The sequence below is a fragment of the Pseudomonadota bacterium genome, assembly GCA_037200975.1.
In the GTDB taxonomy this organism is placed as follows: Bacteria; Pseudomonadota; Gammaproteobacteria; order Steroidobacterales; family Steroidobacteraceae; genus CADEED01.
In genome coordinates this window covers 1117526-1143804 of sequence record JBBCGI010000001.1, presented here as the reverse complement: position 1 = coordinate 1143804, position 26279 = coordinate 1117526, and the positions used below count along the sequence as shown (strand labels likewise).

Below are 26279 nucleotides of genomic sequence, written 5' to 3'. Positions count from 1 at the left end.
GAAGCATTCGCGCGAACAGTCTTTCACTGCTTCTAAGTCCGACCCGGCACCGACTTCCTCGGCACCGACTTCCTACTTCTTGACGGCGCGGGTCACGATGTATTTCCACTCGCCGGTTGCGAGCCGCTTGTGCGCCCGGTGGCCTTTCACGCCGGACCAGTCGCGGAAGTCGGCGCGCAGTTGCTCGGGGAAACTCATCACGATCTGCTCGCGGCGATCGCTGTCGAGCTCGAGTGCCTGGCGCACGTTGTCGGTGATGTCTTCGGTCTGATCCACGGAAAATCCGGCGGCCTCGATGAGCTTCGCCGGGTCTTTGTCTTTCCAGGTGAGGTCCACATGGAAGAACGCGCCGCCGCGGTCGAGTACGCGCCATGCCTCGGAAAAAAACTGTAACGGATTGTCGTACAGATGTGACGCTTCGACATTGATCAACGCCTGGCACACGTTCGACGACAGCGGCAACGCCTCGGCGTTGCCCACTTCGAAACTCAAACCCGGAACATCGCCGAAACGCTGCGTGGCCAGCGCCACGTTCTTCTCGCTGATGTCGATGCCCATGTATTGCAGCGGCTTGTAGGTAGATGCCACATGCGCGGCTCCGCCGCCGCGCCCGCAACTCACTTCGACCACGCGTTTTCCGGTGAGGTCCGCACCGCCCAGCAAGTGACGATAGAGCTGCAGGCAATACCTTTCCGGCTCGGCGGAACTCGCCAGTTCCGCAGACAACGGCGCATAGCCGTAATTCATGAAACAGAAATCGGTGCTCGTGGTCGCCGCGGCGTTGTAGAACTGCCGCGCCTGTTCGCCGCGCGTGAGGGGAGTGCTCAAGCCTGGGTCCGATGATGGATCGTCATTTTCATTCCGTGGCGTGGATACATGGTGGTGCCGGGAGCGGGCTCTATCTTCTGCCCGGGTACCAGCTCGAGCGTATAGCGCTGCGCGATGCGCGCGATGACCAGTTTCAGTTCCACCAGCGCCTGCGCGGCGCCGACGCAATTGCGATGACCGGCGGCGAACGGGAAATAGGCAAACCGCGAACGCGCCGCGACCTGCGCCGGCTCGAAACGCGTGGGGTCGAACCGCTCCGGATCGGGCCAGTACTGCGGCAGGCGATGCGTGGCATACATCGACATGACGATCGTCTGACCGGCGGGGATGTGATACCCGCCCACCGTGTCGTCCTGCATCGCCACGCGCGAGATCGCGTGGATCGGCGAATACAGCCGCATCGATTCGTCGATCACCTGGCTGGTGTATTGCAGCTTGCGCAGTTCGGCGGCGGTGGCCATGCGGTTGCCGAGCACGTCGGCCACTTCGAGCTGCAGCGCGTTGCGCACCGCGCCGTGTTTGAACAGCAGGTAGTGGATCCAGCACATCGCGGTGGCCGACGTTTCGTGGCCGGCGAAGAACAGCGTCGAGATCTGGTCGCGCAGCGAGGTGTCCGTGAACTCCGGCTGCCCGTCCTTCTGGCTGGCGACCAGGCGGGTGAGAACGCCGCAATCCTTGAACCCCGTCTTGCGATGCTCGGTGATGTAGCCGTAGATGCAGGCGTCGAGCTCCGCGATGGCGGCGTCGAAGGCGGCCAATTTTTCTTTCGCGGGCTTCTTGAACAACGCCACCAGCCCGCGCGGCGCGAGCGGCCAATGCTCCTTGCATTCCGCCGCCACCTTGCAGAAGCGGTCGGCGATCGCATCGAAACCCGGGCCTAACAAGTAGCGCCCGGCGAGCAGCTGCGCCAGGCGCGCGAACTCCGGTTCGACGTCGATGGCTTCGCCGCGGTCGGCGAGCACGCGCCAGCGTTCGAGGAATTTGTCGGTGAGCTCGGTCATCCAGCCGACCTGGGCGTCGATGTGATCGGGCTTGAATTCCGGCTGCGTGATCAACCTCTGGCGGCGCCACTCGGCGGCTTCGCTCAGCAACATCCCCTGGCCGACCAGCGCCTGGATGTGCCGGTAGCGGATGTTCTTCATGTACTTGTCGCGATTGGTGACCAGCAGCTCGCGCAGCAGGTCGGGCTCGGACACCAGATACAGGAATTTGCCGCGGATCGGGATGCGCACGATGCCGCCGAACTGGCGCGCGGCCTTGGCCATCGTCTGCATGGGATTGCGCAGGACCGACAGCAGGCAACCGATGATCGGCAGACCGCGAGGTCCCGGCGGATGACGAGGCGCGGCCGCGGTGCGCGCGGCTGAAACGAGCGAGCTCAAGATATTTTCCCCCCGGAATTGCTCGCCGAGAACGGCGCTCGATCCTACACCGTCGCGCGCGGGGAGAAATGCAATTGTCGGCGCCTCACAGAGGCGCGCCCGCCCGGAGAATTTCGATCAGCCGCCAGGGTTCGACAGGTTTCGTAAAATGCAGGTTGAACCCGGCCTCGATGGCGAGGGTGCGATCCGTCTCCCGCCCCCAGCCGGTTACTGCGATCAAGGTGAGCCCGCGCCCCGATGGTCGCCGCCGCACGCGTCGCGCGACTTCATAACCATCGAACTCGGGCATGCCGATATCCAGCAATGCGACCTCCGGTTCGAGCTTTTCGATGCTGGCCAGCGCCTGGCGTCCATCGTGCACGACTGTCACCTCGTGGCCTTCCATCTCGAGAAGGATGGCGAGGCTGCGGGCGGCGTCTCTGAACGGTCCTGGGCTGAATCGACCTGCGAGAACATCGTGAACACTGCGCTCAACCGTTCCGCGGTCAGGCCGACACCGGTATCCGAGACGGAGATGGTGACGGTTTCGCCGTCCGCGAACGCCTGCAGGCGGATCGTGCCGTGCGGATCGGTGAATTTCGCGGCGTTCGTCAGCAGGTTGGTCACGACCTGCGACAGGCGCAGCGGGTCGGCCGCGTGCAGCCGGGTCAGGATCGCCGGCTCGTCGCCCTGCAGCCCGGGCGGAATCAGCAGCATGATCGATTTGCCGATGACCTCGCTCGCGGAGTAAACGAACATGCGCTGCGCGCCGGAGTTCCAGGTGGTGATGATGCCGTCGAGGGTCGTCGAGATGATGGCATCGTCGGACGATTCGACGACCGCCGCGAGACGGCCGTTCGAGTGGACGAAGCGGCTCTCCGCCTCATAGCTGGCTATGTCTCCTGCCAGCAGCCGTCTCATGTGCTCCTCAGTGGCCGGTCGATCGTCGGCATGTGTCAGCTGGCCGAGGGTGCGCTCGCGCAGTTCGTCGAGCGGGAAACCGACGATCGAACAGAACTTGTAGTTCGCCTCGAGGAAGCTGCCGTTGAGATCCGCGATCACGATGCCGACCGCCGCCTGGGCGAACATGGCGCTCAGCCGTTCTTCGTTGGCGCGCAACCTGCGCTCGACGCGGCGCAGGTCTCGATGCCGGCCTCACGGCCATCGCGCGCGATCAGCGCCGTGTGCAATGACACTTCGATGACCTTGCCGGTGGCCAGCGCCTGTTCGCCCGGGTTGTCGGCGGCGGAACGCGTTTCTTCGTTGACGGTGCGGAACACGTCGGAGAGAGGCAACCCGTTCGCCGGTGCCGCGCGCCTGCGCATCGGTGGTGATGACGGCGTCGCCGATGCTGGCGAGCGTGACCTGAAACCATCTTCGCGTGCATTGTTCCCTCGACGCGTATCGAGTGCCGTCGAGCTTACGCCTTATCTACTGACAATTCGCCTGGCGCACGTTCAAACCACTTCGGGTTCTGCGTAGATGATCACCGACAACATGCGTATCGGCGTTTTCAGCAGTTTTTCCGGGCCATGCGGCACGGATCCGGCGAAGGTGAGCGCGTCCCCGGCCTTGAGCAGGTGGGTTTCGTCGCCGTGCCGGTAGGTGAGCGACCCCTCGAGTAGATAGATGAACTCGGTGCCCGGATGTTCGAATTCCGGGAACACCTCGCTCTTGTCGTTGAGCGTGACGAGGAAGGGCTCGAACGCGCGCCGTGGCCCGCGATCCGCTGCGAGCAGGTGGTAGGTATGGCCGCGCCGGGTGCCGCGGCGGACGACTTCGAGCCCCTGGCCCTTAGGCACATGCTGGGCGCCGCCGCGCGGCTTGCCGATGTCCGTGAACAGGTTCGACAACGGCACACCGAGTGCCTGGGTGAGGGCGCCGAGTGTTTCCAGGCTCGCGGACACGTCGCCGTTCTCGAGCCGGCTCAACATGCCCGCGCTGATGTTCGAGCGCTTCGCCACTTCACCGAGCGTGAGGCCCATGGAATTGCGCAGCCGTTTCACCGTGCCACCGATCTGGCGCGACACGCTGCCCGGGTCGGGCGGTTTGGTCATGAACGACTCCTTGTCTCTTGCACGCGCAGCCCTTGAACGAAACCGGCTCGTATGTTATCCGTATGCAACACAATTTACTCTCATGCAACTCGCGTTTCGATGCCCCATCGCCTGCTGAAATTCGCCCTGCGCCGCAAACACCCCGAGCCGCGCATGTTCCGCACGCCCGGGCGGCTCAAGGACGGCTATGAAGTCGTGATCATCGGCGGCGGCGGCCATGGGCTCGCCGCCGCTTACTACCTGGCGCGCGATCATGGCATCCGCGACATCGCCGTGCTCGAAAAGGGCTATCTCGGCGGTGGCAACACCGCGCGCAACACCACGATCATCCGCTCGAACTATCTGACTTCCGAGGGCGTGAAGTTCTACGACGCGAGCGTGCGCCTGTGGCAGGACCTGTCCACCGAGTTCGATCTCAACCTGTTCTATTCCACGCGCGGGCACTTCACGCTGGCGCACAGCGATGCCGACCTGCGCACCGCGCGCTGGCGCGCCGAGGTCAACAAACATTTCGGCGTGCGCTCGGAAGTGGTGGACGCCGCGTTCGTGAAGCGGGTCGTGCCGCAGATCGATCTCGACTGCGGTGGCCACACACCCATTGTTGGAGCGCTGTATCACGAGCCCGGCGCGATCGCGCGCCACGACGCGGTGGCCTGGGGTTACGGGCGCGGCGCGGACCAGCGGGGCGTGGAAATCCACCAGAACACCGAGGTGCTGGGGATCGATGTGCAGGGCGGCGCGGTCACCGGCGTGAATACCTCGCGCGGGCACATCGCCACGAAACGCGTGTTGTGCGCGGTTGCGGGCGCGACGCCGCGCGTATTGAAAATGGTCGGCCTCGACTCACCGCTCGCGATCCATCCGCTGCAGGCGATGGTGTCGGAGCCGCTCAAGCCCTGGCTCGATCCGATCATCGTGTCGAGTTCGCTGCATGCCTACGTATCGCAGAGCGCGCGCGGCGAGCTCGTGATGGGCGCGTCGCTCGATCCGTATGAGCTGCATTCCACGCGTTCCACGCTGGATTTCGCCGAAGGGCTGGCGGCGCACATGCTCGACCTGTTTCCGTTCCTGTCCGAGGTGAAGGTGAATCGCCAATGGGCGGGCATGGCGGACATGACGCCGGACTTCGCGCCCATCATGGGCACGACGCCCTGCGAAGGGTTTTTCCTCGATGCGGGCTGGGGCACGTGGGGGTTCAAGGCGACCCCGATCTCCGGAAAAACGATGAGCCATACGGTTGCGACAGGGAGCAATCACCCGCTCATCGAAAGCTTCTCGCTGGCGCGGTTCGCGCGGCTCGAGCTCACTGGCGAGAAGGGCGCCGCTTCGGTGGGCCATTGAAGAACCTTCACTGTCCATTGAACGGTCCGCGCCCGCTGCTGGAGTTCGTCTGCGGCGGAGAGGTGCGTGTGCAGCCGGATGCCGGTTCCTGCAGCGATGCCGAATGGACCGCGTGGCTGTTCAACCGCGACAGCGTGCCGCGCGTGAAACGCGAGTGGTGGTGCCATACGCCCTCCGGCTACTGGTTCATCGCCGAGCGTGACACTGCGCGCGATGAGTTCCTCGCCACTTACGACGCCGCGGAATTGCCGGCGCGGGCGGCGCCATGATGTACCGCCTGCCGCCCGTGCCGGGCGAGTGGATAGACCGCGCGCGCGAGCTCGACTTCGAGTTCGAAGGCCGCGCGCTGCGCGGACTCGAAGGCGACTGCATTTCCTCCGCGCTGGCCGCGGCGGGCGAGATGACGCTCGGCCGCAGCTTCAAGTATCACCGCCGCCGCGGCATCTTTTCGCTCGCGAACCACGACGCGAACAATCTGTTCGAAGTGGACGGCGTGCCCAACGTGCGCGGTGACGTCACGGCGTTGAGCCCCGCGAGCCGCGTGCGCGCGGTGAACACGCGCGGCGGGCTCGAGCGCGATCGCACCCGCTTCATCGAACTGCTCGCGCCGTTCCTGCCGGTCGGGTTCTATTACAAGGCATTTCACGGCAAACGTTTCCCGGCGTGGGAACGGCGCATCCGTGCGCTGTCGGGGCTCGGCGCCATTCACGCGGCGGCGCCGCGTGAACGTACGCCGAAGCGGTACGCGTTCTGCGACGTGCTGGTGATCGGCGCGGGTCCCACCGGTCTCGCGGCAGCGCTGGCCGCGGCGGATGCGGGTGCGCGCGTGTTGCTGATCGACGAGAACGCGCGCGCCGGCGGATGCGGGCGCTGGACGGGCGCGCCGGCGCCGGAGCTCGACGCGCTGCTGGCGCGTGTCGCGGCGAATACTTCGATCGAGACCTTGCTGTCGACGTGTGCGGCCGGCTACTACGCGGACCATTGGGTCGCACTGGTCGAACCCACGCGCATGACCAAGGTGCGCGCGGGCGCGGTGGTGTTCGCGACGGGAGTCATCGAGCAGCCGGCGGTGTTTCGCAACAACGATCTGCCCGGGGTGATGCTGGGGTCGGCGGCGCAGCGGCTGCTGCGTCGTTACGCCATCGCGCCGGGGAAACGCGTCGCGATTCTGACCGCCAACCTCGAAGGTTATGAGCTTGCGCGCCAGCTGCGTGGGCAGCGCGTCGACGTCGTCGCGCTGCTCGACTTGCGCACGGGCGCGGGGCGCGACGCGCAGGGACTGGGCGAGGTACGCAGCCTCGTCGGCGTCGTGCCGGATCAGGCACTCGCGGGCCGCGACGGTTCGGTACGCGCGCTGCGCCTGCGCAGCGGTGAAACCATCGAGTGCGATGCCTTGTTGATGAGCGTGGGATTCGCGCCGGCCAGCCAGCTGCTGCTGCAGTCGGGCGCCGTGTTTACCTACGACTCGGCGCTGCAGCAGCACCTGCCAGCCAAACTACCGCCCGGCATCTTCGTCGCCGGCCGCGTGAACGGCGTCTACGAACCGGCCGCGCGGCGCCAGAACGGGCGCGACGCAGGTGTCGAGGCGGCGGCGTACGCGCGCGGCGGGCACGTGGGCCCGCCCGCGGCGCTGGCTTCGCACGAGCGCCAGGTGTCGCATCCGTATCCGGTGTTTTCGCACCCGCGCGCGAGGGACTTCGTCGATTTCGACGAGGACATCCAGGTCAAAGACCTGCTGAACGCCGCGCAGGAAGGCTTCGACAGCACCGAGCTGCTCAAGCGCTTCAGCACGCTCGGCATGGGGCCGTCGCAGGGCAAACACTCCAATCTGCATGGCGCGCGCATCCTCATGCGCGTGCGCGAGGCGACGCTGGCGGACACGGCGTTGACGACGCAGCGGCCGTTTTATCATCCGGTGCCGCTCAAGCATCTGGCGGGCGCGGGGTTTCATCCTGTGCGATTGACGGCCGCGCATGCGCAGCACGTGGAGCTCGGGGCGAACTGGATGACGGCGGGTGGTTGGCAGCGCGCGGAATACTATCGCCGCGATGGGCTCGAGCGCGCCGCCTGCATCGCGGCTGAAGTCCGCGCCGTGCGCGACAGTGTGGGATTGATCGACGTCTCGACGCTGGGAAAGATCGAGATTCACGGACCCGACGCCGCGGCGTTCCTCGATCGCATCTACGCCGGCAGCGTCGCCGATCTCAAGCCCGGCATGACGCGCTACGGCGTGTTGCTCGACGAGGCCGGCATCGTGCGCGACGACGGCGTCATCGCGCGGCTTTCGGAGCAGCATTTCTATTTCACGACGACGACCAGCGGCGCCACGAACGTCTATCGCGAGCTGCTGCTGTGGAATGCGCGCTGGCGCATGGATTGCGCACTCGTCAACGCCACGGGTCATCGCGCCGCGTTCAATCTCGCCGGTCCCGCGAGCCGCGAGCTGCTGCAATCGCTGACCGGCATCGACCTGTCGGCGGCGGCATTTCCGTTCCAGGCCGTACGCAGCGGCCAGGTCGACGGCATTGCGGCGCGCGTGTTGCGCGCGGGTTTCGTGTCGTCGCTGGGGTTCGAGATCCACGTGCCGTATTCGCAGGGCGCGCGGCTGTGGCGCGCGCTGCTGGCGCACGGCGCCGGCGCGGGTATTCGCGCCTTCGGCGTCGAGGCACAGCGTGTGCTGCGGCTCGAGAAGGGTCACGCCATCGTCGCGCAGGACACCGACAACCTCACCGATCCGTTCGAAGCGGGGCTGGGCTGGGCGGTGCGCATGGACAAGCCGTTCTTCGTCGGACAGCGCAGCCTGCGGATTCTCGAGAAACGCGGCGCGCGGCAGAGGCTGGTCGGATTCACGCTCGACGGCGATGCACCGGTGCTCGAATCGCACTTGCTGATTCATGCGGGCGACATCGCCGGGCGCGTCACCAGCGTGGCGCGTTCGCCCACCCTCGGCCGCACCATCGGGCTCGCGATGGCGGCTCCCGCGTTGAGCGAGCCGGGCACGGTCATTTCGATTCGCGCAAGCGACGGATCGCTGATGCCTGCGCGCGTGGTGCGCCCACCATTCGTGGAGCGCACGTGAGCCGGCGCAGCATGGCATGGCTCGACGACGCGGCCGCGTTGCGACGCTTCGGCATCAAGGGGCCGCGCGCTGCCGAAGCGCTCAAACAACTCGGCCTGACCGTGCCCGCGCGGCCGAACAGCTGGTCGCCGCTGCGCGCGAGCGATCGCGACGACTCGCCGAACGTGATCGGGCGGCTTGGCAACACGGAATTCTTCCTCGAGGAAAGCGGTGCCGCGCCCGGCATCGCGGCGCTGGAGCAACTCGCCGGGGATCTGCCCGGTGTGTATCCCGTGCTGCGCGAGGACACGGCGCTGGTGCTCGGCGGCCCGCGCGCGAGCGACGTGCTCGTCCAGGTGTGCAACGTGAATTTCGCGGCGCTGCCTGGCCCCAAAACCGTGGTCATGACCCTGATGATCGGGGTCGGTGTGCTGGTGCTGCCCCAGGTTGCCGACGACGGGCCTATCTATCGAATCTGGTGCGACCCGGGTTTCGGGGCGTACCTCAGGACCGAGCTCGAAGAGATCGTACAAAAAATTCCTACCGGGAGAGCGTGATGAACGTGAGTGAAGCGCGCGAGTTGTTCGCGAAACACCAGATCAAGTTCGTGCTGGCGCAGTTTGTCGACATCCATGGCGCCGCGAAGGCGAAAGCGGTACCGGTGGAACACCTGGAGATGGTGCTCACCGACGGCGCCGGGTTCGCCGGCTTCGCGCTCTGGGGTTTCGGCATGGGGCCCGATGGGCCTGACTACATGGCGGTCGGCGACCTGTCGACGCTGACGCCGATTCCGTGGATGCCCGGCTACGCCCGGCTGATATGTAATGGCACCGTCAAGGGCAAGCCGTATGCGTACTGCTCGCGCGTCACGCTGCAGCGCCAGCTGGCGCGGCTCGCCGAGCGCGGCCTCACGATGTACGTCGGCATCGAACCCGAGTTCATGTTGTTGGGGCGGGACGAAAGCGGGAAACTGGGCCCGTTCGACGGCACCGACACGCTCGACAAACCCTGTTATGACTACAAGGGCCTGAGCCGCATGAGCGCGGTGCTCGACGACATCACGCTGAACCTGCGCAGCGTCGGCATCGACGTCTACCAGATCGACCACGAGGACGCGAACGGACAGTTCGAAATCAACTTCACGTACGCCGACGCGCTCAAGTCCGCCGACAACTTCACCTTCGTCAAGATGGCCGCGAGCGAGATCGCGCGGCGCCACGGCATGATCGCGACCTTCATGCCCAAGCCGTTCTCGAACCGCACCGGCAGCGGCGCGCATTTTCACGTCTCGATCGGCAACGACAAGCAGAAGAATCTGTTCGAGGATGCCAGCGACAAGCGCGGTCTCAAGCTTTCGACGCTTGCGTATCAGTTTCTGGGGGGAGTGCTGGCGCATGCGCGTGCGCTGGCGGCGGTGTGCGCACCCACGGTGAATTCGTACAAACGGCTCGTCGTGGGGCGCTCGCTGTCGGGGGCGACCTGGGCGCCGGCCTACGTCGCGTACGGCGACAACAATCGCACGGCCTGTGTGCGTATTCCGGGTGGACGCCTCGAATTCCGCCTGCCGGACTCGGGTTGCAATCCGTATCTCGCGCTGGCCGCGCTCGTGGCGGCGGGCCTCGACGGCATCGAGCGCAAGCTCGATCCGGGCGAGCCCACCAATCTCAACATGTACGAGCTCACCGAGGCGCAGCTGCGCGAGAAGAAGATCGCGCTGCTGCCGCAGAACCTGCTCGAAGCGATCGGCGAGCTCGAGAAGGACGAGGTGGTGCGCGCGGGGCTGGGCGCCGAGTTGTCCGCTGAATTCATCAAGCTCAAGCGCATGGAATGGATCGAGTACGCGCGGCATGTGTCCGATTGGGAGACGCAGCGGTACCTGGAGTTCTTCTGATGTGCGGCATCGTCGGATTGTTGTTGAAGGAGCCCACGCTGCGCGACAAGTTGGGTGAGCTGATGGCGCCCATGCTGATCGGCATGACCAGTCGCGGGCCGGATTCGGCCGGCGTGGCGCTGTTCAGCGAACCCGTCGACGACGGCGTGTCCAAGATCTCGCTGTTCTGGGGTGAAGGCGTGGCCGACTGGAAAAGTCTCGCACGGGATTTCTCGGCGGCGTTTTCGGGCAAGAGCCAGTTCACGGAAACGGGTCGGCATGCGGTGTTGCAGACGGCGACGGCGCCCGAGGACGTGCGGCGCTGGTTCGCCGCGGCCGCACCGCAGGTGTACCTGCTGTCGGTGGGTAGTTCGATAGATCTGTACAAGGACATCGGGGCGCCGGCGCAGATCGTGGCGCGGTATGGTCTCGACAAGGCGGTGGGCACGCACGTCGTGGCGCACACGCGCATGGCGACCGAATCCGCGGTCACGCCGGCGCACGCGCATCCATTCACGGCGGGCAGGGATTTCTGCCTGGTGCACAACGGCTCGTTGTCGAATCCGCACCTGGTGCGCAAGAAACTCGAGCCGCTCGGGATCACGTTCGTCACGGATAACGATACCGAGGCGGCGTGCCGCTTCTTCGAATGGCGCATGCGCGAGGGGGATGATCTGACTACCGCCGTGCAACGCGGTTTCTCCGAGCTCGACGGTTTCTTCACGTTCCTGATGGGCACGGACAAGGAAATGCTGATCGTGCGCGATGCGTTCGCGTGCAAGCCGGCGGTGGTGGCCGAGACGGATGACTATGTCGCGATCGCCTCCGAGTTCCGCTCGCTGGCGCACCTGCCGGGCGTGCGGCACGCCCACGTGTTCGAGCCCAAGCCCGAAGAGGTGTACTCGTGGAAGGTCTGAAGCAGTTCGATCTGGCCGTGACGCCGCTGCGCGAAGTGAATCGGTTCCTGCATCTCGAAGCGCAGGGTGCGGGCGTGCGGCACGTGAAGATATTCAACGCCGACGGCGCGCACTCGATCGCGGCGGGTTGCCACGCGCCGCTCGACATCGAGGTCGACGGGCACGCGGGGTATTACCTCGGCGGCATGAACATGCAGGCGAACATCACCGTGCACGGCAACGCCGGGCCCGGCGTGGGCGAGAACATGATGTCGGGATCGATTCGCGTCGCCGGTTTTGCGTCGACCGCGGCGGGAGCCTCCGCGCATGGCGGGCTGCTCGTGATCCATGGCGACGCGGCGTTGCGCTGCGGAATTTCATTGAAGGGCGGCGACATCGTCGTGGGCGGCAATGTCGGAGGTTTCTCGGCGTTCATGGCGCAGGCGGGCCGCATCGTGATCTGCGGCGATGCGGGCGACGCGCTCGGCGATTCGTTGTACGAGGCGGTGATCTACGTGCGTGGCCAGGTGCGTTCGCTCGGCGCGGATGCGCGCTACGAACCGATGGGTGATGCGGACTTTGCAGCGGTGCAGCAGCTGCTGGCCGCGAGTGGTTTGAACCATTCACCGCGCGAATTCCGGCGGGTGGCTTCGGCGAAGACGCTGTACCACTGGAACGCCGATGCCAACCAGGAATATTGAGACATGAACGAAAGAATACCGCCGGCGTTGTCGCACCTGTCGCTGGAAGAATCCGCCGGTTACGACCGGCACGTGATCGACTACATCCAGCGCGCCGCGGCCACGGGTTTGTACGAAATCCGCGGGCTCGGCGCGAAGCGGCGCCTGCCGGGTTTCGACGACCTCGTGTTCCTCGGCGCGTCGCTGTCGCGGTATCCGCTCGAGGGATATCGCGAGAAGTGTTCGACGAAGACGGTGCTGGGCACGCGCTTCGCGACGCGGCCGGTTGAGCTGGCGACGCCGATCACGATCGCGGGCATGAGCTTCGGTGCGTTGTCGGCGCGCGTGAAGGAGGCGCTGGGGCGCGCGGCGACGGCGGTCGGCACTTCGACGACGACCGGTGACGGCGGCATGACTTCCGAGGAACGCGAGAGCTCAAAGACGCTGGTGTACCAGTGCCTGCCGTCGCGTTACGGCTTCAATCCGGACGACGTGCGCCGCGCCGATGCGATCGAGATCGTGATCGGGCAGGGCGCCAAGCCCGGCGGTGGCGGCATGTTGCTGGGGCAGAAGGTGAATCCGCGCGTGGCGCAGATGCGCACGTTGCCGGCGGGGGTCGATCAGCGCTCGGCCTCGCGCCATCCGGACTGGACCGGGCCGGACGATCTGGTGATCAAGATCAACGAGCTGCGCGAGATCACGGATTGGGAGAAGCCTATCTACGTGAAAGTGGGCGCGACGCGCGTGAACCACGACGTGAAGCTCGCGGTGCACGCGGGTGCGGACGTGATCGTGGTCGACGGCATGCAGGGCGGCACGGCCGCGACGCAGACCGTGTTCATCGAGCACGTCGGGATTCCGACGCTGGCGGCGGTGCGGCAGGCGGTGGAGGCCATCGACGATCTAAACATGCGCGGCAAGGTGCAGCTCATCGTGTCCGGTGGCATCCGCACCGGCGCGGATGTGGCGAAGGCGATCGCGATGGGCGCGGATGCGGTGGCGATCGGGCAGGGCGTGTTGATGGCGCTGGGTTGCAACAGCGCCAGCTACCTGTCGGGCGACAAACATGTTTCTGCGCTCGATGACTACGCCAAGCTCGGCACGGCGCCGGGGTTCTGCCATCACTGCCATACCGGCAAGTGCCCGGTAGGCGTGACGACGCAGGATGCCGTGCTCGAACAGCGGCTGGATCCGACCAGCGGCGCGAAGCGGCTTACGAACTATCTCAAGACGCTGAACATGGAGCTCACCACGATCGCGCGCGCCTGCGGCAAGCAGAACGTGCATCACCTGGAGCGCGAAGACCTCGTGGCGCTGACGGTCGAAGCCGCGGCGATGGCGAACGTGCCCCTGGCCGGCACGTCCTGGGTACCGGGGAAATAGTGGTGCCGGGGTGCAATTCTCGTAATTAGCACTCGACGCGCTCATTCGACGTCGCCGGGGTATGCCTTGATTGCATGCCTGAGCGCTCCTTCCGTGCGACCCAACGCGCGTGCCACGGCCGCGCAGGTCGCAATTCCACGTCGTTTGGCGTGGTGAGCGATCCACGCGCGCACCTTCATCAAGTAGCGATCACGTGCCGGGGAGCGCAGCTGATCGTCGTTGACCTCAAAACGTCGGCGGGCTTCATCGATCAAATCATTCAATGTCTGGCGCGTGCGGGGTTGTGGAGATTCACGGCCGATTCGAGCGATGAATTCGTCACTGCCGATCATTGCCTCGCCGCCCTCGAGCCTGGAACAGACCGACTCGTCGGGCGTCGACTCGACAAATCGCAGATAAGCGGCAATGGCGCGCAACCGATCTGCCGAGAAGAGCTGGAGGACGAAATCCGTCGTGACCCACGGTTCCTGGCGCGCGCCGGCATAGGCGTGGTGACTCGACCAACGGAACAGGGAGGGCGCGGGAACTAGCCCGGCGCGGACTGGATTGAGATGGATGTACCGCAACACCTCGAGTAGATAGGAATCCGCGTCCACCAAAGTGGCGTGGTAGCGCCGCTCGAAGAAATGCCCCGTCGTTTCCAGCTTGACCTGCATGGCGCGCGCGAACTCCGACGCCATCTGCCGCATGGGCCCTGAAATTGGTTCGGTGCCGGCCTGCAGGAGCAGGTGCAGGTGATTGCTCATCCAGCAATAGGCATGCAGACGGGCGCCGAACTTCTCGATCGCGCGGGCAACGATCTTGTTGAGCAGATGGCGATCGTTATCGACGACGAAAATATTCTGCTGGTGATTGCCCCGGAGCGTCACGTGATAGAGACCACCGGCGAGGTGAATTCGAAGTCGGCGCGGCATCCGTGCCTCGCGATTGCTTTGAAGGAGAGGGCGACCTTGCAATGTCGGGTTGCCGTGGTAAACCGGCAAAAGCGACGTGTTCAGCCGCTAATTACGAGAATTGCACCCCGGCACCACTTAGCGCCTAGAACCAGGCGCGAATGCCGGCTATCAAAGTGGCTTCTCTGGCGGTTTCACCGGCGGCTTGCCTCAAATCAGCGCTGTCGCCGAAGTGTGCCGCCCAGATCACGCCAAGATAGGGCGCGAACTCGCGCTGCCATTCGTAACGCAGTCTCAATCCCAGCGTGAGGTCGGAAAGCCCCGAGCCGATCAGCCGCGCCACATCATCGCGTGTATAGGCGTTCAGCTCGGCCTGCGGCTGCAGGATCAACCGCTGCGTCAGCAACAGGTCGTAGTGGCTAGTTAGCCGGAGCGCGCCGCGGCCGCCTTCGCCGAAGTACGCCGCGGCCTCGACTTCGATGAACCCTGGCGCCAGGCCGGCGAGACCGATGGACGCCCAATCGCGCGCCGGCCCGGAACCCGCATCATGGCGCGCACCGGCGCGCACGCTCCACCAGGGCGTGACGATGCGTTCCCACAGCAGCTCCGTGCGCGCCTCGTGCGTCTCGCCCGCGGTCCGTGTGCCTTCGCTCTCGATGCGCAGCTTGTGGTAGTCGCCGCCGTACCAGGCGGCGGCATTCCATTCGAAGGTCGAACCGGCATCGCTGTCCTGCCATTCGACCTCATCGAGCATCACTTTGCCGAAGCGCTTGCGATCGTCCATGCCCATCATGCCGGCCATCTCGCCGTAGGGCATGGAATGCACGCGCGACTGCGGCACATCGGGCGGCACGTGTTCGAGCTCGCTCTGGCCCTGCGCAAACCCGCAACGCATGCAGGCCAGCGACGCGAGGATGAGCAGCCGGCACCTCACGCCACCACCACTTCGCGGAACATGCCCGCTTCCATGTGGTAGAGCAGGTGGCAGTGATACGCCCAACTACCCAGCGCGTCGGCCGTTACCAGATAGGCGAGACGTTGCCCCGGTTGCACCACCACCGTGTGTTTGCGCGCGAGAAATGCGCCGCGCGCATCCAGCAACTCGCTCCACATGCCGTGCAGGTGGATCGGATGCGTCATCATGGTGTCGTTGACGAGCACCACGCGCACGCGTTCGTCGTGTTTGAGCGCCAGCGGCTGCGCATCCGAGAACTTCTGGCCGTTGAACGACCAGATGTAGCGCTCCATGTGGCCGGTCAGGTGCAGCTCGATCTCGCGAGCGGCATCGCGCCGGTCGATCGGCCCACCGAGCGTGGACAGATCGGAGTACGTAAGCACGCGCCGGCCGTTGTCGCGCAGTCCGATGCCGGGGTCGTCGAGGCGCGGCATTACCATGCTGGCCTTCATGTCGACGATCGGGCCTGATTCCTCGGGTGCATGATGCAGCGTCGAGTGATCCATCTTGCTGTGGTCCATGGCTCCGTGGCCCATGTCGGCCATCGCCAGTTCGGCGCGCGAGTCGAGCGTGGGGACTTCGGCCGTCATGCCGGCGCGTGGCGCCAGCGTGCCGCGCGCATACCCGGAGCGGTCCATCGATTGCGCGAAGATCGTGTACGCGGCATCGCCGGGTGCGACGATGACGTCGTAAACCTCCGCCGTGCCGATGCGCAGTTCGTCGACAGTGACGGGTTCGACATCCTGGCCGTCCGTGGCCACGACGGCGAGTTTGAGGCCCGGAATCCGCAGATCGAAAAAACTCATCGACGAGCCATTGATGACGCGCAGCCGCACACGTTCGCCGGGCTTGAACGCAAGGGTGAAGTTGCCGGCGGGCGGCGCGCCGTTCAGTAGATAGGTGTATGCGTAGCCACTGACGTCGGCGAGGTCCGTCGGGTCCATACGCATCGACGCCCACATGCGCCGCTCGGCGGCGGCGGCCGCGAAGCCCTGCGCGCGCGCGTCGGCCAGGAAATCCGCGAGCGTGCGTTTGTCGTAGTTGTAGTAATCGCTCTGGCGCTTGAGCGTCGCATAGATGTGTTCGGGGTCGTGGTCGGTCCAGTCCGACAACAGCAGCGTGTGTTCGCGATCGGCGCCGTGCCGCTCGCCGCCGCGTCGTTCGACGACGATGGAGCCGTACAGGCCGACCTGCTCCTGAAAGCGCGAATGCGAGTGATACCAGTACGTGCCCGACTGGTTCACCTTGAAGCGATAGGTGAACGTGGCGCCCGGCGCGATGCCGTCGAACGACAAGCCCGGCACACCATCCATGTCGGCCGGCAGGATGATGCCGTGCCAATGGATCGAAGTGCGTTCGCGCAGTTTGTTGGTGACCCGGATCGTGACCGAATCGCCCTGGCGCATGCGCAGCAGTGGCCCGGGCACCTGGCCGTTGACGGCAACCGCGCGGCGCGGCGCGCCGGTGAAATTCACCGGCAGTTCGTCGATGGTCAGATCGAAATCCGGCCCCGTGAGCTCGGTGCGCGCCGCCGCGGCGGCGAAGGCGCGATGCCCGCCCGCCAGCAGCAAACCGCCGGTGCCCAGGCCCTGAACGAATCGACGTCGGGAGAACATCAGCGAAGACTAATGGGGCGCGGATGCGCGGGCAACGCGTTGTGGCAGACTGGTCAGCGAAAGACCGGGGAGTTGCATGGCCACACGTCACAATCTGCTGCGCACGCGCGAGGGCCACACTCGTGTCACCTACGTCGAGCTGTTTTTCGACCTGGTGTTCGTGTTCGCCGTCACGCAGCTGTCGCACACGCTGCTCGAACACCTGACGCTCGCGGGCGGGCTGCAGACCCTGTTCCTGTTGCTGGCGGTGTGGTGGGTGTGGATCTACACCTGCTGGTTCACCAACTGGATAGACCCCGAGAAGCCCGCGGTGCGCATGATGATGTTCGCGCTGATGCTCGCGGGCTTGATGCTGTCGGCGTCGATTCCGAATGCCTTTGGCAGCGAGGGCCTGTTGTTCGCCATTGCATATGCGTTCATGCAGATGGCGAGAACCGCATTCCTGGTGCACGCGTTACACAAGCGCGACGCGGCGAATTTCGCCAACATGCGCCGCGTGTTCATCTGGCTCGCGGTCTCGGCGCTGTTCTGGATCGCGGGCGGATGTCTCGCCGCCGAGCAGCGCGTGTTGTTGTGGCTCCTCGCCCTCGGCATCGAGTATCTCGGGCCGGTCGCGTATTTCTATGTCCCGGGCCTCGGACGCTCGAGCACGGCGGATTGGAAGATCGACGGCGCACACATGGCCGAACGCTGCGCGCTGTTCGTGATCATCGCGCTCGGCGAGTCCATTCTCGTGACGGGGGCGACCGCCGCGTCCTTGCCCGCGACCAATCCTGCGGTGTGCGCCTTCATCGTGGCGTTCCTCGGCAGCGTCGCGATGTGGTGGATTTACTTCAACATCGGCGCGGAGCGTGGCAGCCGGGAGTTCGCGGGAGCGAAAGATCCGGGCCGCATGGCGCGCAACGTCTACACGTATTTCCACATCCCGATCGTCGCCGGGATCGTGGTGTGCGCGGTGGCGGACGAGATCACCATTGCGCATCCGATGGGGCACCTGACGCCCGGCGCCGCGGCGGCCTTGTTAGGTGGGCCGGCGCTGTACCTGGCCGGGAACATCTACTTCAAGCGCGCCAGCGCCAAGTACTACCCGTTGTCGCATCTGGCCGGGCTCGGGTTGCTGGCGCTGGTCGCGGCGATCTCCCCGACGCTCGAACACGTGACGCCGCTGGCGCTCGGCACCGCGACCACGGTCATCCTGGTGATTGTGGCGCTCTGGGAAACACTTTCGTTCCGGAAATAGCGCCGCCGCCAGCTAACTAGAGGGAACTCTCTTTCTTGCGGATCAGGTTGGCGACCGCGCTCACCAGCGCTTCGGCCCGCACCGGCTTCGCCAGGTGTGCCTGGAATCCCGCGGCCAGCGCATCGTCGCGATCCTGCAGCCGCGAGAACGCGGTCAGCGCGATCGCCGGCAGCCGCAGCGCATCGAACCCGGCGGCGCGCAGGTTGCGCAGCATCTGGTAGCCGTCGAGCCGCGCCATGCCGATGTCGCTGATGAGGATGTCGGGCACATTGCTGCGGACATGCAGCATCGCCGCTTCGGCATCCGACGCCTCGCTGACCAGGGCGCCGACATCGCCGAGAATGCGCGCGATCAGCGCGCGTGCGTCCGAATCGTCCTCGACCACCAGCGCCTTGACGCGCTTCAACCGCGTGGAGCGATCGGCCGTGATCTCGCTCGGACGCCGGTCCGTCAGCGGCAGGCGGACGCGGAAGGTCGCACCCTTGCCGACCCCTTCGCTGAGCACGTCGATCGTGCCCTGCTGGATGTCGACCAGGTGTTTGACTATGGTCAGTCCGATGCCGAGGCCCGCGAAACTCTTGCCCGTCCCCGATTCCTGCTGACTGAAACGTTCGAAGATCTGTGGCAGGAATTCCGGACTGATGCCTCGGCCGGTGTCGCTCACCGCGATTTCGTATTGCTCGCCGATGACGCGCGCGTGGACTTCGATGCTCCCGCCCGCGGGCGTGAACTTGATCGCATTGCTCAGCAGGTTCCAGACTATCTGCTGCAGGCGCGAGTCGTCCGCGAACACAAAGGCTTCGGGATCCGCGACCCGCAGCTGAATCTGCACGCCCTTGTGCTGAGCTTGCGTGCCGACGACTTCCAACGCCGCCTGCACCGACAGCGCCGGCTGGATCGCATCGAGATCGACGCGCATCTTGCCGAAGCGGATGCCGGCGAAGTCGAGCAGGTCCTCGATGAGGTGGCTCTGCACGCGTGAATTGCGCTCGATCGCGTCCAGACCCTGCGTGAGCATGGCGGGCGTGACGTTCTTGCGCTTGAGCACGCTAGCCCAGCCGAGCATCGCATTCAATGGATTGCGCAGCTCGTGCGACAGCGTGGCGAGAAATTCGTCCTTGAGGCGGTTGCTGCGTTCGGCTTCGGTGCGCGCCGCGCGTTCGCTGGCCAGCAGACGCTCGCGCTCCGTGATGTTCGTGGCGATGCCGATACGCGCGCCGTGGCTGTTGTCCGCGGCGATGCGCCACTCTACTTCGACCACGGCGCCGTCGGGCCGCACGATCGGCATCGGGCCTTCCCAGCGGCCGCCGTTCGCCAGTGATTCGTGCAGCTGTTTGCACAACTCCTCGTGGCCGGGCGCAGTCAGGTGACCGCAGGATTTGCCGACGATGTCGCTGCGATCGCGGCCGGCGATGCGGCAGAACTCCGGATTCACGTCCAGGTAGACGAGGTCGGCGTCGAACAAGGCAATGCCGCTCGACGCCAGCTCGAATACCGCGCGGAACCGCACATCGGCGCTGCGCCGGGTCACGTCCGCCTGGCGTGCGTACAGCAGCGCGCGCACGGTCGCGATCAGCACCGGCGGGTCGACCGGGTGGGTGAGGTAGCTGTCGCCGCCAGCGGAAAGCCCCTGCATGTAGTCGTCGCTGCCGATGAACGTGGCGGTCAGGTGCACGATTGGTAGATAGGCGGTGTTGCTGCGTGCGCGCAGGCGGCGGCACACTTCGAGGCCATCGATGTCCGGCAGGTTGATGTCGAGGACGATCAGGTCGGTATCGTGTTCGGCGGCCGCGAGCGCGTCCGCGCCGGTGCTGGCCTCGACCACCTCGAAGCCCGCCGAACGCAGGATGCGCGAGGTCGAATACAGCGACGCGGGATTGTCGTCGACGACGACGATCTTCTGGCGCGACGACTTGACAGGAGCCGCGTTGTTCATGCGCGCGCCTGCGATTCACTCGCGCCCGGCAGGCGCAGCGGCACCGTCAGCGAAAAGCGTGAACCCTTGCCGAGCTCGCTTTCCGCATGAACTTCGCCGCCCAGCAACGTCGCAAATTGACGCGCCAGCGACAATCCGAGCCCGGAGCCGCGCAGCCGTTTCTGCAGCCGCACGTCGAGCTGAACGAAGTCGATGAAGAGGTTCGGAACGTGTTCCGGCGCGATGCCGATGCCGGTGTCGGTGACCGCGAATTCGACGCGTTCGTCCGGCAGCAGCGTCGCGGTGACGCGCACTTCGCCGACCGGCGTGAACTTGAGCGCGTTCGAAATGAAGTTGCGCAGGATCTGCGACAACTTCTTGTCGTCCGTGTAGAGCTTGATCTCGCCCTGCGGTTCGTCGAACACCAGCGAAATCCCGGAGCTGGCAACAATGGGCTTGAACATGCCACGCAATGCCGAGAACAGGTCCATCATCTCGAACCATTCCGGTGAGATCGTGATGCGGCCGGCCTCGACCTTTGCCAGATCGAGCAGGTCGCCCACCATGTCGGTGAGCTCGCGCGTCGAGGCGCGAATGAACTGCAGCTGTTTTTCCTGCTCGGACGTCAACGGCCCGTCCATACGGGACAGCAGCAGGCCCGTGATGCTCGTCATCGACGTGAGCGGCGTGCGGAACTCGTGACTCATATAGGAGAGGAACCGGCTCTTGAGCTCGGTGGCGTCGCGCAGCTGCGTAGCCTTGTCGTCGAGCTCCGCGTACAGCGCGACCACACCCTTGTTGGTTTCCTCCAGTTCCTTGCGCAGCAACTCGATGTCCGCGTCGCGCGCGGCCAGCTGTGCTTGCAGGTCGGTGCTCATCAGCTCACGACCACGACGGTGGCGTCGTCGCGCCCGCGGCCATAGTCGCGGTACAGCGCGGCGGCAATGATGGCTGGATGGCAGGCCAGAACATCGGGCCGATTCCTGAGATCGCCGCGCGCCGAGATGCCGTCGGAGTGCATGACCAAAAAAGCGCCGGGGTCGCGCTGGTATTCGAATTGCTGGGTGCGCCGTTGATGGAGCCCGAGCGTGCCGTTGTGCGACACGAGGCCCTGTGATTTTCCCGGCGAAACCAGCATCGCCGAGATGTTGCCGACGCCGGCGTACGAGAGTTTGTTGCCGACCGCGCGCGCGCACGCGGCCGCGCCACCGCGAGTCCTGGACATGAGTCCGTTGGCGCGCGCCAGGATTTCCTGGGGTGCCGCGAATGGATTGGATTCGAACGCGCCGACACCCACGCGCGCCGCTTCTGCGGCGAAGGTACCGTGGCCCAGCCCGTCGATCACGAATACGGCGATCCCGTCGGCGTCGTGCGCAAGGCTCCAGGCATCGCCGCACTCGATCTCGCCTTCGAGCGCGACATTCACCGCGCCGTAACGCAGCGCCAGCGTTGCGCCGAAGCGCGCCATGACCAGCGTTCCTTCCCCCGGCATCGAGTGCAGGTCGAATTCGCTGGCCAGCCGCCGGATTGCGCCCAGCCCCGTGCCCGACGTGCCATGAGTCGAATAACCATCCTGCATGCACTGCGCGACGTTGGCCATGCCCTTGCCACGATCGATTGCCAGTAGTTCGACGGTGACGTCGTCCTCGTCGCCCAGCGTCTGCACCAGCAGCTCGCCGCCGCCGGCATGCAGCAGCATGTTGTTGGCCAGCTCCGTCGCGGCGATCGCGACCTTGCCGGCGATGTCGGCGTTGAATTCGAAGTTCGCGAGCGTCTGCGCAGCGCGGCGCGCCTCGCCGACCTTGCTGGAGTCGTCGATGACGTGGCGTTGTTGAATGCCGCGGCGCGGCGCCTTCACGATTGCGTCCATCGCATTACTTCCATCGGATGATCGTCACGCGCGTGCCCACGCCGATCGCGCTTTCGATCTCGAATTCGTTGACCAGCCGCTTCGAGCCGGTGAGACCCATGCCGAGACCGTTGCCCGAGGTCCAGCCGTCGGTCATGGCGAGATCGAGGTTGGCAATGCCCGGGCCGTCATCGGCGAACAGGAGCTTGAGACCGGTGCGACCTTCGATGTTCAGGATCGCCCAGTGCATGTCGCCGCCGCGGCCATAGGTGTACGCATTGCGCGCCAGCTCGCTCGCGGCGGTGACCATCTTCGTCTGGTCGACCAGCGAGAACTTGAGCTCCTGCGTGAGCCTGCGCACCTGCTGGCGCGCGAGCACGATGTCGTGCTCGGAGCGCAATGACGCCTTTCCTTCAGTAACGGCCGTCATCGGCGCCGTCCGCGTCTATCTTTCGACGCAGCAACGCCATGCCGCGCTCGACGTTGAGCGCCGTAGCGACCCCTGGCAATGCGAGACCGAGCTCGACCAGCGTGATGGCGACCGCCGGCTGCATGCCGACCAGGATGGTTTCCGCGCCGAGGATCTTCCCCATGCCGGAAATGTCGGACACCATGCGGCCGATGAAGGAGTCCACCATCTCGAGAGACGAGATGTCGATGAGCACGCCCTTGCTGGCGTTCTTGTTGATGGCGTTGGAAAGATCGTCCTGCAGCTTCAGTGCGAGCTGATCGTGCATGTCGATCTGGATGGTGACGAGGAGGAAGTCGCCCATCCGCAGGATCGGGATTTTTTCCATTGAATGCTTCAGGCCTTGAGCGTCTGGCCCGTGCGCTTGAGCGCAAGGGCGAGGGCATCGGCCAGGTTTGCCTTGGTCGTGACGCCCTGCAGGTCGACGCCGAGGTGCACGATGGTCTGCGCGATCTGCGGCCGCACGCCGGAGATGATGCATTCCGCGCCCATCAGGCGCAGCGCGGTCACCGTCTTCAGCAGATGCTGCGCGACCAGCGTGTCCACGGTCGGCACACCCGTGATGTCGAGTATCGCGATCTGCGCGCCGGTCTCGACCACCTTCTGCAGCAGGTTTTCCATGACCACCTGGGTGCGCGCGGAGTCGAGCGTGCCGATCATCGGCAGCGCCAGGATTCCATCCCACAGCTTCACCACCGGAGTAGATAGCTCGAGCATTTCGCGCTGCTGGCGGTTGATGACGTCCTCGCGCGACTTCTGGTACGCCTTGACCGTGTGCAGGCCGAGCGCGTCGAGCAACTCGGTGGCGCGCCACACCTGGTCGGCGAGGGCGTCGGCGTCGTTGCCCGCGTCGGTGCGTAGCGCCGCGAAAAACGGCTTCTTCAGCGAGAAGATGAACGACGCGGTTTCATCGGACGAGAAGCCCTGCGCCACACGCGAGCGGGATACGCCATCGAGGAAGTCGCGGATGTCCTTGAACGCGGGCGCCGTGATGTCGCTGGACTTCGCGTGTTCGGACGCGACCGTCAGTAGTTTGATGAACTCGGCGGATTGCGCTTCGAGCTCGCCCGCCGAGATCCGGCCTTTGCCGATCGATTGCGCGCCGGCGAGATCCCTGGCCCAGTCGGCCTGGATCTGTTTGCCACTCTTCTTTAATACGTTTGACATCGTGGCGTCCGCCATCGGACTTCCCCTGGGTGAATTAAAAACGAGCCGGAATCGTAGCAACGCACCTTGGTTTGCCCCGTAGGTGACGTCCGACTCTGGCGCCGGACGATCCCCACAGTTGAGTGGCGAGCGGTTTTTAGTCGGCTACGGGCGTTGAGCCTCTCGAGAGGCCTTTCGGGGAGCGGCGGGCGGGGGGATGAAAAGGGGTGCGGCGGGGCAGTGCCGCCTGCGCCAAGTGTTTGTTCGGCTTGGGGTTATCTTTGTTCGCGACGCAGAAATTCATTCTGCTATGATCGCGCCCCTTAAATTTGAGCCACGCGCCCGTAGCTCAGCTGGATAGAGTACCTGGCTACGAACCAGGTGGTCGGGAGTTCGAATCTCTCCGGGCGCGCCATTTTCCTCTACCGCGACAACACCTTGTCGCGGTTTTCCTTTCCCGCTCTTCTCCGCAGCCAGGTGGTTGCGGGGGAATTGTGGGACTTCTCATCGCAAACCTTCTCTGCCGCCGCGATCAGGCTCGTGAGTTCGGCTGAGGAGTAGTGCGTGGTGATGCGGCTGCTCTTGTGGCCGAGCAAGTCCTGGCGATCCTCGAACGACACGCCAGCCGCGCGGAGGCGTCGGCCGAAGGTGTGCTTGAGATCGTGGACCCGCACTCGGCGAAAGCCGTCGGCCGCGTCGTTTCCGGTTTGCTCCTTCCACTTGTTCGCGGCGCGAACACGCGCGTTTTGCCACGCGGTCGTGTTCATGCTCGTCAGTGGAAGGCCTTTCTTTGGCACTTGCGCGCTTCCGGCATCGGCCTTCTTCGGCTTCGGAAATCGAACGAAGACAAACTCTGAATGCTGACCCCGCACACTGCCGATGACCGAACGCGCGACGCGGTTGAGAACGACCAAGCGGTCCTGGCTGTTCTTCACCTTGTCGCCTTCGATTATGAACACCGATGTGTTGAGCTCCGGCACCTCAACCTCGTCGGCCCACTTCAACCCGCAGACTTCCTGTTCGCGAAGGCCGGTGTTCACCTTGAAGAGCGACATCCGCGCGAGGTAGTCGGGAAGCTCCTGGAAGAGCGCCGCCTGTTCGTCGCGCGACAGCGGATAGGGCGCTCGCTTGTCCTTGACCGGCAGCAGCTTAATCTTCGCTGCGTGTTCCAGCCAAGTCATGCCGCGCTCGTCCCGCCATTCGGAAGCTGCCAGATTCAAGATCCGCCTCACCGTGCCCAGCGCCAAGTTGATCGTCGTGGTCTTGACGCCATCCGCGCGCCGGCTGGCGATGAACGGCTGCAGGCTGTCCAGATGCACTTGCTTGAGAAACAGGTTCCCGATGAAGGGATCGAGTTGGGACAAGTGAAGCGCATCGTCGTCGATACTCCTCTTGTGCTGGTTCTCGTTCAGGAACTTGGTCGCTGCCGCGCGAAACGTGCGATCTGGTCTTACGCCGTAGAGCTGCGCCGCGCGGATCTCTTCAATCCGCTTGGCTAGCAGTTCCTGGGCTTTGACGATCTCGCCTGTTCCAGTGCTTTCGCGTATGCGCGTTCCTCTGAACACCTTGTCGATGTGCCAGGTTCCACCGCGCTTGGTGATGCCTGACATTTTCTGGGTTCCCATGATTTGCTCCTTAGTGAGCGAGCCGCACGGCACCCGTTGCGGCTCTTATAGTCGTCCGCCCAAGCATCGAGGTCAACGCGGTCGAAGGCGATGCCTTGGACGCCAATGCGGAGGGCGAGGACGCTCGGGCGCACTTCGCGGTTGAAGCGGTTCTTGTCCATGCCGAGGTAGGCGGGTGCGTCGCGTAAGCGGATGAAGCGGGGTTGCAACGCGGCATGCGCTTTCGACGTGTGGGTCAAACCGTTAACGGACGAGCTATCACTCATGGCTCATGTTTTCACGCCGTGAGATCACCGTCAGTTGGGGTATCGCGGGAAATTTTGGCTAAAGCCTGAGATCGGCGGCCTTGCAGGTCTAGTTAGAAACGGGTGAGTGCCCGGCGCATGTGTGCGTGAGGTTTCGGCCGGATTTGGAGTGAAAGGCAGGATAGCCTCGCGGCGGCTCTTGTCTCACGATCACACGCATGACGGCGTCGGCGTTCATTCACTTGCGCGTGACTCAGGAGACGAAGCTGCGGCTTCGCGCGCTTGCCCAGCGCGAAGGACGGACCGAATCCGCGCTCCTCCAGGAAATGCTCGGAGTCATGCTCCGTGGCGTGGGCGATGAAGTGCTCTCAGAGCCAAGGCGGGACGAAGGAGGACTTCGCCAGGCGCGACTGACTGTTCGCCTGCAGCCCAGCGATCAGGTCATGCTGCGCGACCGAGCTGGGGCTCGAGCGATGCCGGCGGCGACCTATGTCTCCGTCCTGGTGCGTGCTCACCTGCGATCGCTCATTCCCTTGCCGAAGGACGAGCTGCTCGCGCTCAAGCGCAGCATCGCCGAGCTGGCGGCCATTGGGCGGAACATCAATCAGATTGCCAAGGTCGCGAATGAGGGAGGCGGGTTTCCTGGCTCGGTGCGCGAGGAGTTTCGGGCGATGCTCAAGATCTGCGAAGCGCTGCGCGAGAACACCAAAGCGTTGCTCAAGGCGAACCTTCGAAGTTGGATCGTGGGGCATTCGAGAGCGGATGCTTAGGCTTGGGTGGCCTTGGGCCTAGCAAAGTAGCCCTCGCTATTTACATTGCTAGGGTCGCCGTGCATAGGTAGTTGGTCCGATG

26 protein-coding genes and 1 tRNA gene are annotated in these 26279 nt (G+C 65.0%); 11 read left to right on the top strand and 16 right to left on the bottom strand.

The features are described 5' to 3' along the window. Window positions 1–72: 72 nt before the first annotated feature. From WDO72_05065 to WDO72_05040, 6 genes are all read right to left on the bottom strand, one after another. A complete protein-coding gene (locus WDO72_05065; protein ID MEJ0085026.1) occupies window positions 73–828 on the bottom strand; it encodes a class I SAM-dependent methyltransferase in 756 nt (251 codons plus the stop codon). Continuing rightward, window positions 825–2210, bottom strand: coding sequence for a cytochrome P450 (locus tag WDO72_05060; protein ID MEJ0085025.1), 1386 nt, complete (start codon window positions 2208–2210; stop codon window positions 825–827). Before WDO72_05060 ends, WDO72_05065 begins: the two co-directional genes overlap by 4 nt. An 85-nt stretch (window positions 2211–2295) precedes the next feature. After that, on the bottom strand, window positions 2296–2595 hold the full coding sequence (locus tag WDO72_05055) for a response regulator (GenBank protein ID MEJ0085024.1): 300 nt from the start codon (window positions 2593–2595) through the stop codon (window positions 2296–2298). After that, window positions 2577–3308: a PAS domain S-box protein gene (locus WDO72_05050; GenBank protein MEJ0085023.1), complete on the bottom strand. Its 732-nt coding sequence runs from the start codon at window positions 3306–3308 to the stop codon at window positions 2577–2579. Before WDO72_05050 ends, WDO72_05055 begins: the two co-directional genes overlap by 19 nt. After that, window positions 3284–3514, bottom strand: coding sequence for a hypothetical protein (locus tag WDO72_05045; GenBank protein MEJ0085022.1), 231 nt, complete (start codon window positions 3512–3514; stop codon window positions 3284–3286). The genes WDO72_05050 and WDO72_05045 overlap by 25 nt, the downstream gene beginning before the upstream one ends. A gap of 132 nt (window positions 3515–3646) precedes the next feature. Then, a complete protein-coding gene (locus tag WDO72_05040; GenBank protein ID MEJ0085021.1) occupies window positions 3647–4246 on the bottom strand; it encodes an XRE family transcriptional regulator in 600 nt (199 codons plus the stop codon). A gap of 99 nt (window positions 4247–4345) precedes the next feature. Here WDO72_05040 and WDO72_05035 point away from each other — a divergent pair, with 99 nt between their 5' ends. Genes WDO72_05035 through WDO72_05000 form a run of 8 tightly spaced genes read left to right on the top strand, consistent with a single transcriptional unit; the run spans window position 4346 to window position 13474 of the window. After that, on the top strand, window positions 4346–5587 hold the full coding sequence (locus WDO72_05035) for an FAD-dependent oxidoreductase (protein ID MEJ0085020.1): 1242 nt from the start codon (window positions 4346–4348) through the stop codon (window positions 5585–5587). Between the two features lie 17 nt (window positions 5588–5604). Next, the gene (locus WDO72_05030; GenBank protein MEJ0085019.1) at window positions 5605–5856 is read left to right on the top strand and encodes a sarcosine oxidase subunit delta; all 252 of its coding nucleotides are present in this window, start codon (window positions 5605–5607) and stop codon (window positions 5854–5856) included. Next, complete coding sequence (locus WDO72_05025; protein MEJ0085018.1) at window positions 5853–8666, top strand: glycine cleavage T C-terminal barrel domain-containing protein; 2814 nt, start codon at window positions 5853–5855, stop codon at window positions 8664–8666. Before WDO72_05030 ends, WDO72_05025 begins: the two co-directional genes overlap by 4 nt. Continuing rightward, window positions 8663–9202 carry a methylglutamate dehydrogenase gene (locus WDO72_05020; protein ID MEJ0085017.1) on the top strand — a complete coding sequence of 180 codons (540 nt, stop codon included), beginning with the start codon at window positions 8663–8665 and terminating at the stop codon, window positions 9200–9202. Before WDO72_05025 ends, WDO72_05020 begins: the two co-directional genes overlap by 4 nt. Next, a complete protein-coding gene (glnT, locus tag WDO72_05015; GenBank protein MEJ0085016.1) occupies window positions 9202–10536 on the top strand; it encodes a type III glutamate--ammonia ligase in 1335 nt (444 codons plus the stop codon). The genes WDO72_05020 and glnT overlap by 1 nt, the downstream gene beginning before the upstream one ends. Then, entirely contained in the window at window positions 10536–11432 is an 897-nt protein-coding gene (locus WDO72_05010; GenBank protein MEJ0085015.1) for a class II glutamine amidotransferase, read from the top strand. Before glnT ends, WDO72_05010 begins: the two co-directional genes overlap by 1 nt. After that, window positions 11420–12112 carry a protein glxC gene (locus WDO72_05005; protein ID MEJ0085014.1) on the top strand — a complete coding sequence of 231 codons (693 nt, stop codon included), beginning with the start codon at window positions 11420–11422 and terminating at the stop codon, window positions 12110–12112. The genes WDO72_05010 and WDO72_05005 overlap by 13 nt, the downstream gene beginning before the upstream one ends. Before the next feature lie 3 nt (window positions 12113–12115). After that, window positions 12116–13474: an FMN-binding glutamate synthase family protein gene (locus tag WDO72_05000; GenBank protein MEJ0085013.1), complete on the top strand. Its 1359-nt coding sequence runs from the start codon at window positions 12116–12118 to the stop codon at window positions 13472–13474. 41 nt (window positions 13475–13515) lie between these two features. Here the strand turns inward: WDO72_05000 and WDO72_04995 are convergent, their stop codons facing one another. The 3 genes from WDO72_04995 to WDO72_04985 form a co-directional block, all read right to left on the bottom strand. Further along, a complete protein-coding gene (locus WDO72_04995) occupies window positions 13516–14388 on the bottom strand; it encodes a transposase (GenBank protein ID MEJ0085012.1) in 873 nt (290 codons plus the stop codon). Between the two features lie 124 nt (window positions 14389–14512). Further along, window positions 14513–15301 carry a copper resistance protein B gene (locus WDO72_04990; GenBank protein ID MEJ0085011.1) on the bottom strand — a complete coding sequence of 263 codons (789 nt, stop codon included), beginning with the start codon at window positions 15299–15301 and terminating at the stop codon, window positions 14513–14515. Continuing rightward, the gene (locus WDO72_04985) at window positions 15298–16938 is read right to left on the bottom strand and encodes a copper resistance system multicopper oxidase (protein MEJ0085010.1); all 1641 of its coding nucleotides are present in this window, start codon (window positions 16936–16938) and stop codon (window positions 15298–15300) included. Before WDO72_04985 ends, WDO72_04990 begins: the two co-directional genes overlap by 4 nt. Before the next feature lie 76 nt (window positions 16939–17014). Here WDO72_04985 and WDO72_04980 point away from each other — a divergent pair, with 76 nt between their 5' ends. After that, window positions 17015–18178 carry a low temperature requirement protein A gene (locus WDO72_04980; protein MEJ0085009.1) on the top strand — a complete coding sequence of 388 codons (1164 nt, stop codon included), beginning with the start codon at window positions 17015–17017 and terminating at the stop codon, window positions 18176–18178. A gap of 16 nt (window positions 18179–18194) precedes the next feature. Here the strand turns inward: WDO72_04980 and WDO72_04975 are convergent, their stop codons facing one another. From WDO72_04975 to WDO72_04950, 6 genes are read right to left on the bottom strand one after another with little or no spacing between them, the layout of a single operon-like run. Continuing rightward, window positions 18195–20114, bottom strand: coding sequence for a response regulator (locus WDO72_04975; protein MEJ0085008.1), 1920 nt, complete (start codon window positions 20112–20114; stop codon window positions 18195–18197). Continuing rightward, a complete protein-coding gene (locus WDO72_04970; protein MEJ0085007.1) occupies window positions 20111–20971 on the bottom strand; it encodes an ATP-binding protein in 861 nt (286 codons plus the stop codon). Before WDO72_04970 ends, WDO72_04975 begins: the two co-directional genes overlap by 4 nt. Then, window positions 20971–21963 (bottom strand): ATP-binding SpoIIE family protein phosphatase, encoded by a 993-nt coding sequence (locus WDO72_04965; GenBank protein MEJ0085006.1) that lies wholly within the window; start codon window positions 21961–21963, stop codon window positions 20971–20973. The genes WDO72_04970 and WDO72_04965 overlap by 1 nt, the downstream gene beginning before the upstream one ends. A gap of 4 nt (window positions 21964–21967) precedes the next feature. Continuing rightward, entirely contained in the window at window positions 21968–22372 is a 405-nt protein-coding gene (locus WDO72_04960) for an anti-sigma regulatory factor (protein ID MEJ0085005.1), read from the bottom strand. Continuing rightward, window positions 22356–22739 carry an STAS domain-containing protein gene (locus tag WDO72_04955; GenBank protein MEJ0085004.1) on the bottom strand — a complete coding sequence of 128 codons (384 nt, stop codon included), beginning with the start codon at window positions 22737–22739 and terminating at the stop codon, window positions 22356–22358. The genes WDO72_04960 and WDO72_04955 overlap by 17 nt, the downstream gene beginning before the upstream one ends. A gap of 8 nt (window positions 22740–22747) precedes the next feature. Beyond that, a complete protein-coding gene (locus WDO72_04950; GenBank protein ID MEJ0085003.1) occupies window positions 22748–23578 on the bottom strand; it encodes an STAS domain-containing protein in 831 nt (276 codons plus the stop codon). A 317-nt stretch (window positions 23579–23895) separates the two neighbouring features. Between WDO72_04950 and WDO72_04945 the strand changes: the two genes are divergently transcribed. Beyond that, window positions 23896–23972 (top strand) — tRNA-Arg (locus WDO72_04945). 7 nt (window positions 23973–23979) lie between these two features. Here the strand turns inward: WDO72_04945 and WDO72_04940 are convergent. Beyond that, the gene (locus WDO72_04940; GenBank protein ID MEJ0085002.1) at window positions 23980–25182 is read right to left on the bottom strand and encodes a site-specific integrase; all 1203 of its coding nucleotides are present in this window, start codon (window positions 25180–25182) and stop codon (window positions 23980–23982) included. A gap of 463 nt (window positions 25183–25645) precedes the next feature. Here WDO72_04940 and WDO72_04935 point away from each other — a divergent pair, with 463 nt between their 5' ends. Next, window positions 25646–26197 (top strand): MobC family plasmid mobilization relaxosome protein, encoded by a 552-nt coding sequence (locus WDO72_04935; protein MEJ0085001.1) that lies wholly within the window; start codon window positions 25646–25648, stop codon window positions 26195–26197. Window positions 26198–26279: the final 82 nt, after the last annotated feature.

Excerpts from the sequence above, each read along its gene's own strand:
- WDO72_05000 (MEJ0085013.1), top strand. The coding sequence starts at position 12,116 with ATGAACGAAAGAATACCGCCGGCGTTGTCGCACCTGTCGCTGGAAGAA.
- WDO72_04970 (MEJ0085007.1), bottom strand. The coding sequence starts at position 20,971 with ATGAGCACCGACCTGCAAGCACAGCTGGCCGCGCGCGACGCGGACATC.
- WDO72_04950 (MEJ0085003.1), bottom strand. The coding sequence starts at position 23,578 with ATGTCAAACGTATTAAAGAAGAGTGGCAAACAGATCCAGGCCGACTGG.
- WDO72_04960 (MEJ0085005.1), bottom strand. The coding sequence starts at position 22,372 with ATGACGGCCGTTACTGAAGGAAAGGCGTCATTGCGCTCCGAGCACGAC.
- WDO72_05055 (MEJ0085024.1), bottom strand. The coding sequence starts at position 2,595 with ATGGAAGGCCACGAGGTGACAGTCGTGCACGATGGACGCCAGGCGCTG.
- WDO72_05040 (MEJ0085021.1), bottom strand. The coding sequence starts at position 4,246 with ATGACCAAACCGCCCGACCCGGGCAGCGTGTCGCGCCAGATCGGTGGC.
- WDO72_04985 (MEJ0085010.1), bottom strand. The coding sequence starts at position 16,938 with ATGTTCTCCCGACGTCGATTCGTTCAGGGCCTGGGCACCGGCGGTTTG.
- WDO72_04975 (MEJ0085008.1), bottom strand. The coding sequence starts at position 20,114 with ATGAACAACGCGGCTCCTGTCAAGTCGTCGCGCCAGAAGATCGTCGTC.
- WDO72_04940 (MEJ0085002.1), bottom strand. The coding sequence starts at position 25,182 with ATGGGAACCCAGAAAATGTCAGGCATCACCAAGCGCGGTGGAACCTGG.
- WDO72_04935 (MEJ0085001.1), top strand. The coding sequence starts at position 25,646 with ATGACGGCGTCGGCGTTCATTCACTTGCGCGTGACTCAGGAGACGAAG.
- WDO72_04980 (MEJ0085009.1), top strand. The coding sequence starts at position 17,015 with ATGGCCACACGTCACAATCTGCTGCGCACGCGCGAGGGCCACACTCGT.
- WDO72_04955 (MEJ0085004.1), bottom strand. The coding sequence starts at position 22,739 with ATGGAAAAAATCCCGATCCTGCGGATGGGCGACTTCCTCCTCGTCACC.
- WDO72_04965 (MEJ0085006.1), bottom strand. The coding sequence starts at position 21,963 with ATGGACGCAATCGTGAAGGCGCCGCGCCGCGGCATTCAACAACGCCAC.
- WDO72_05010 (MEJ0085015.1), top strand. The coding sequence starts at position 10,536 with ATGTGCGGCATCGTCGGATTGTTGTTGAAGGAGCCCACGCTGCGCGAC.
- glnT (MEJ0085016.1), top strand. The coding sequence starts at position 9,202 with ATGAACGTGAGTGAAGCGCGCGAGTTGTTCGCGAAACACCAGATCAAG.
- WDO72_04995 (MEJ0085012.1), bottom strand. The coding sequence starts at position 14,388 with ATGCCGCGCCGACTTCGAATTCACCTCGCCGGTGGTCTCTATCACGTG.
- WDO72_05025 (MEJ0085018.1), top strand. The coding sequence starts at position 5,853 with ATGATGTACCGCCTGCCGCCCGTGCCGGGCGAGTGGATAGACCGCGCG.
- WDO72_05045 (MEJ0085022.1), bottom strand. The coding sequence starts at position 3,514 with ATGCGCAGGCGCGCGGCACCGGCGAACGGGTTGCCTCTCTCCGACGTG.
- WDO72_05035 (MEJ0085020.1), top strand. The coding sequence starts at position 4,346 with ATGCCCCATCGCCTGCTGAAATTCGCCCTGCGCCGCAAACACCCCGAG.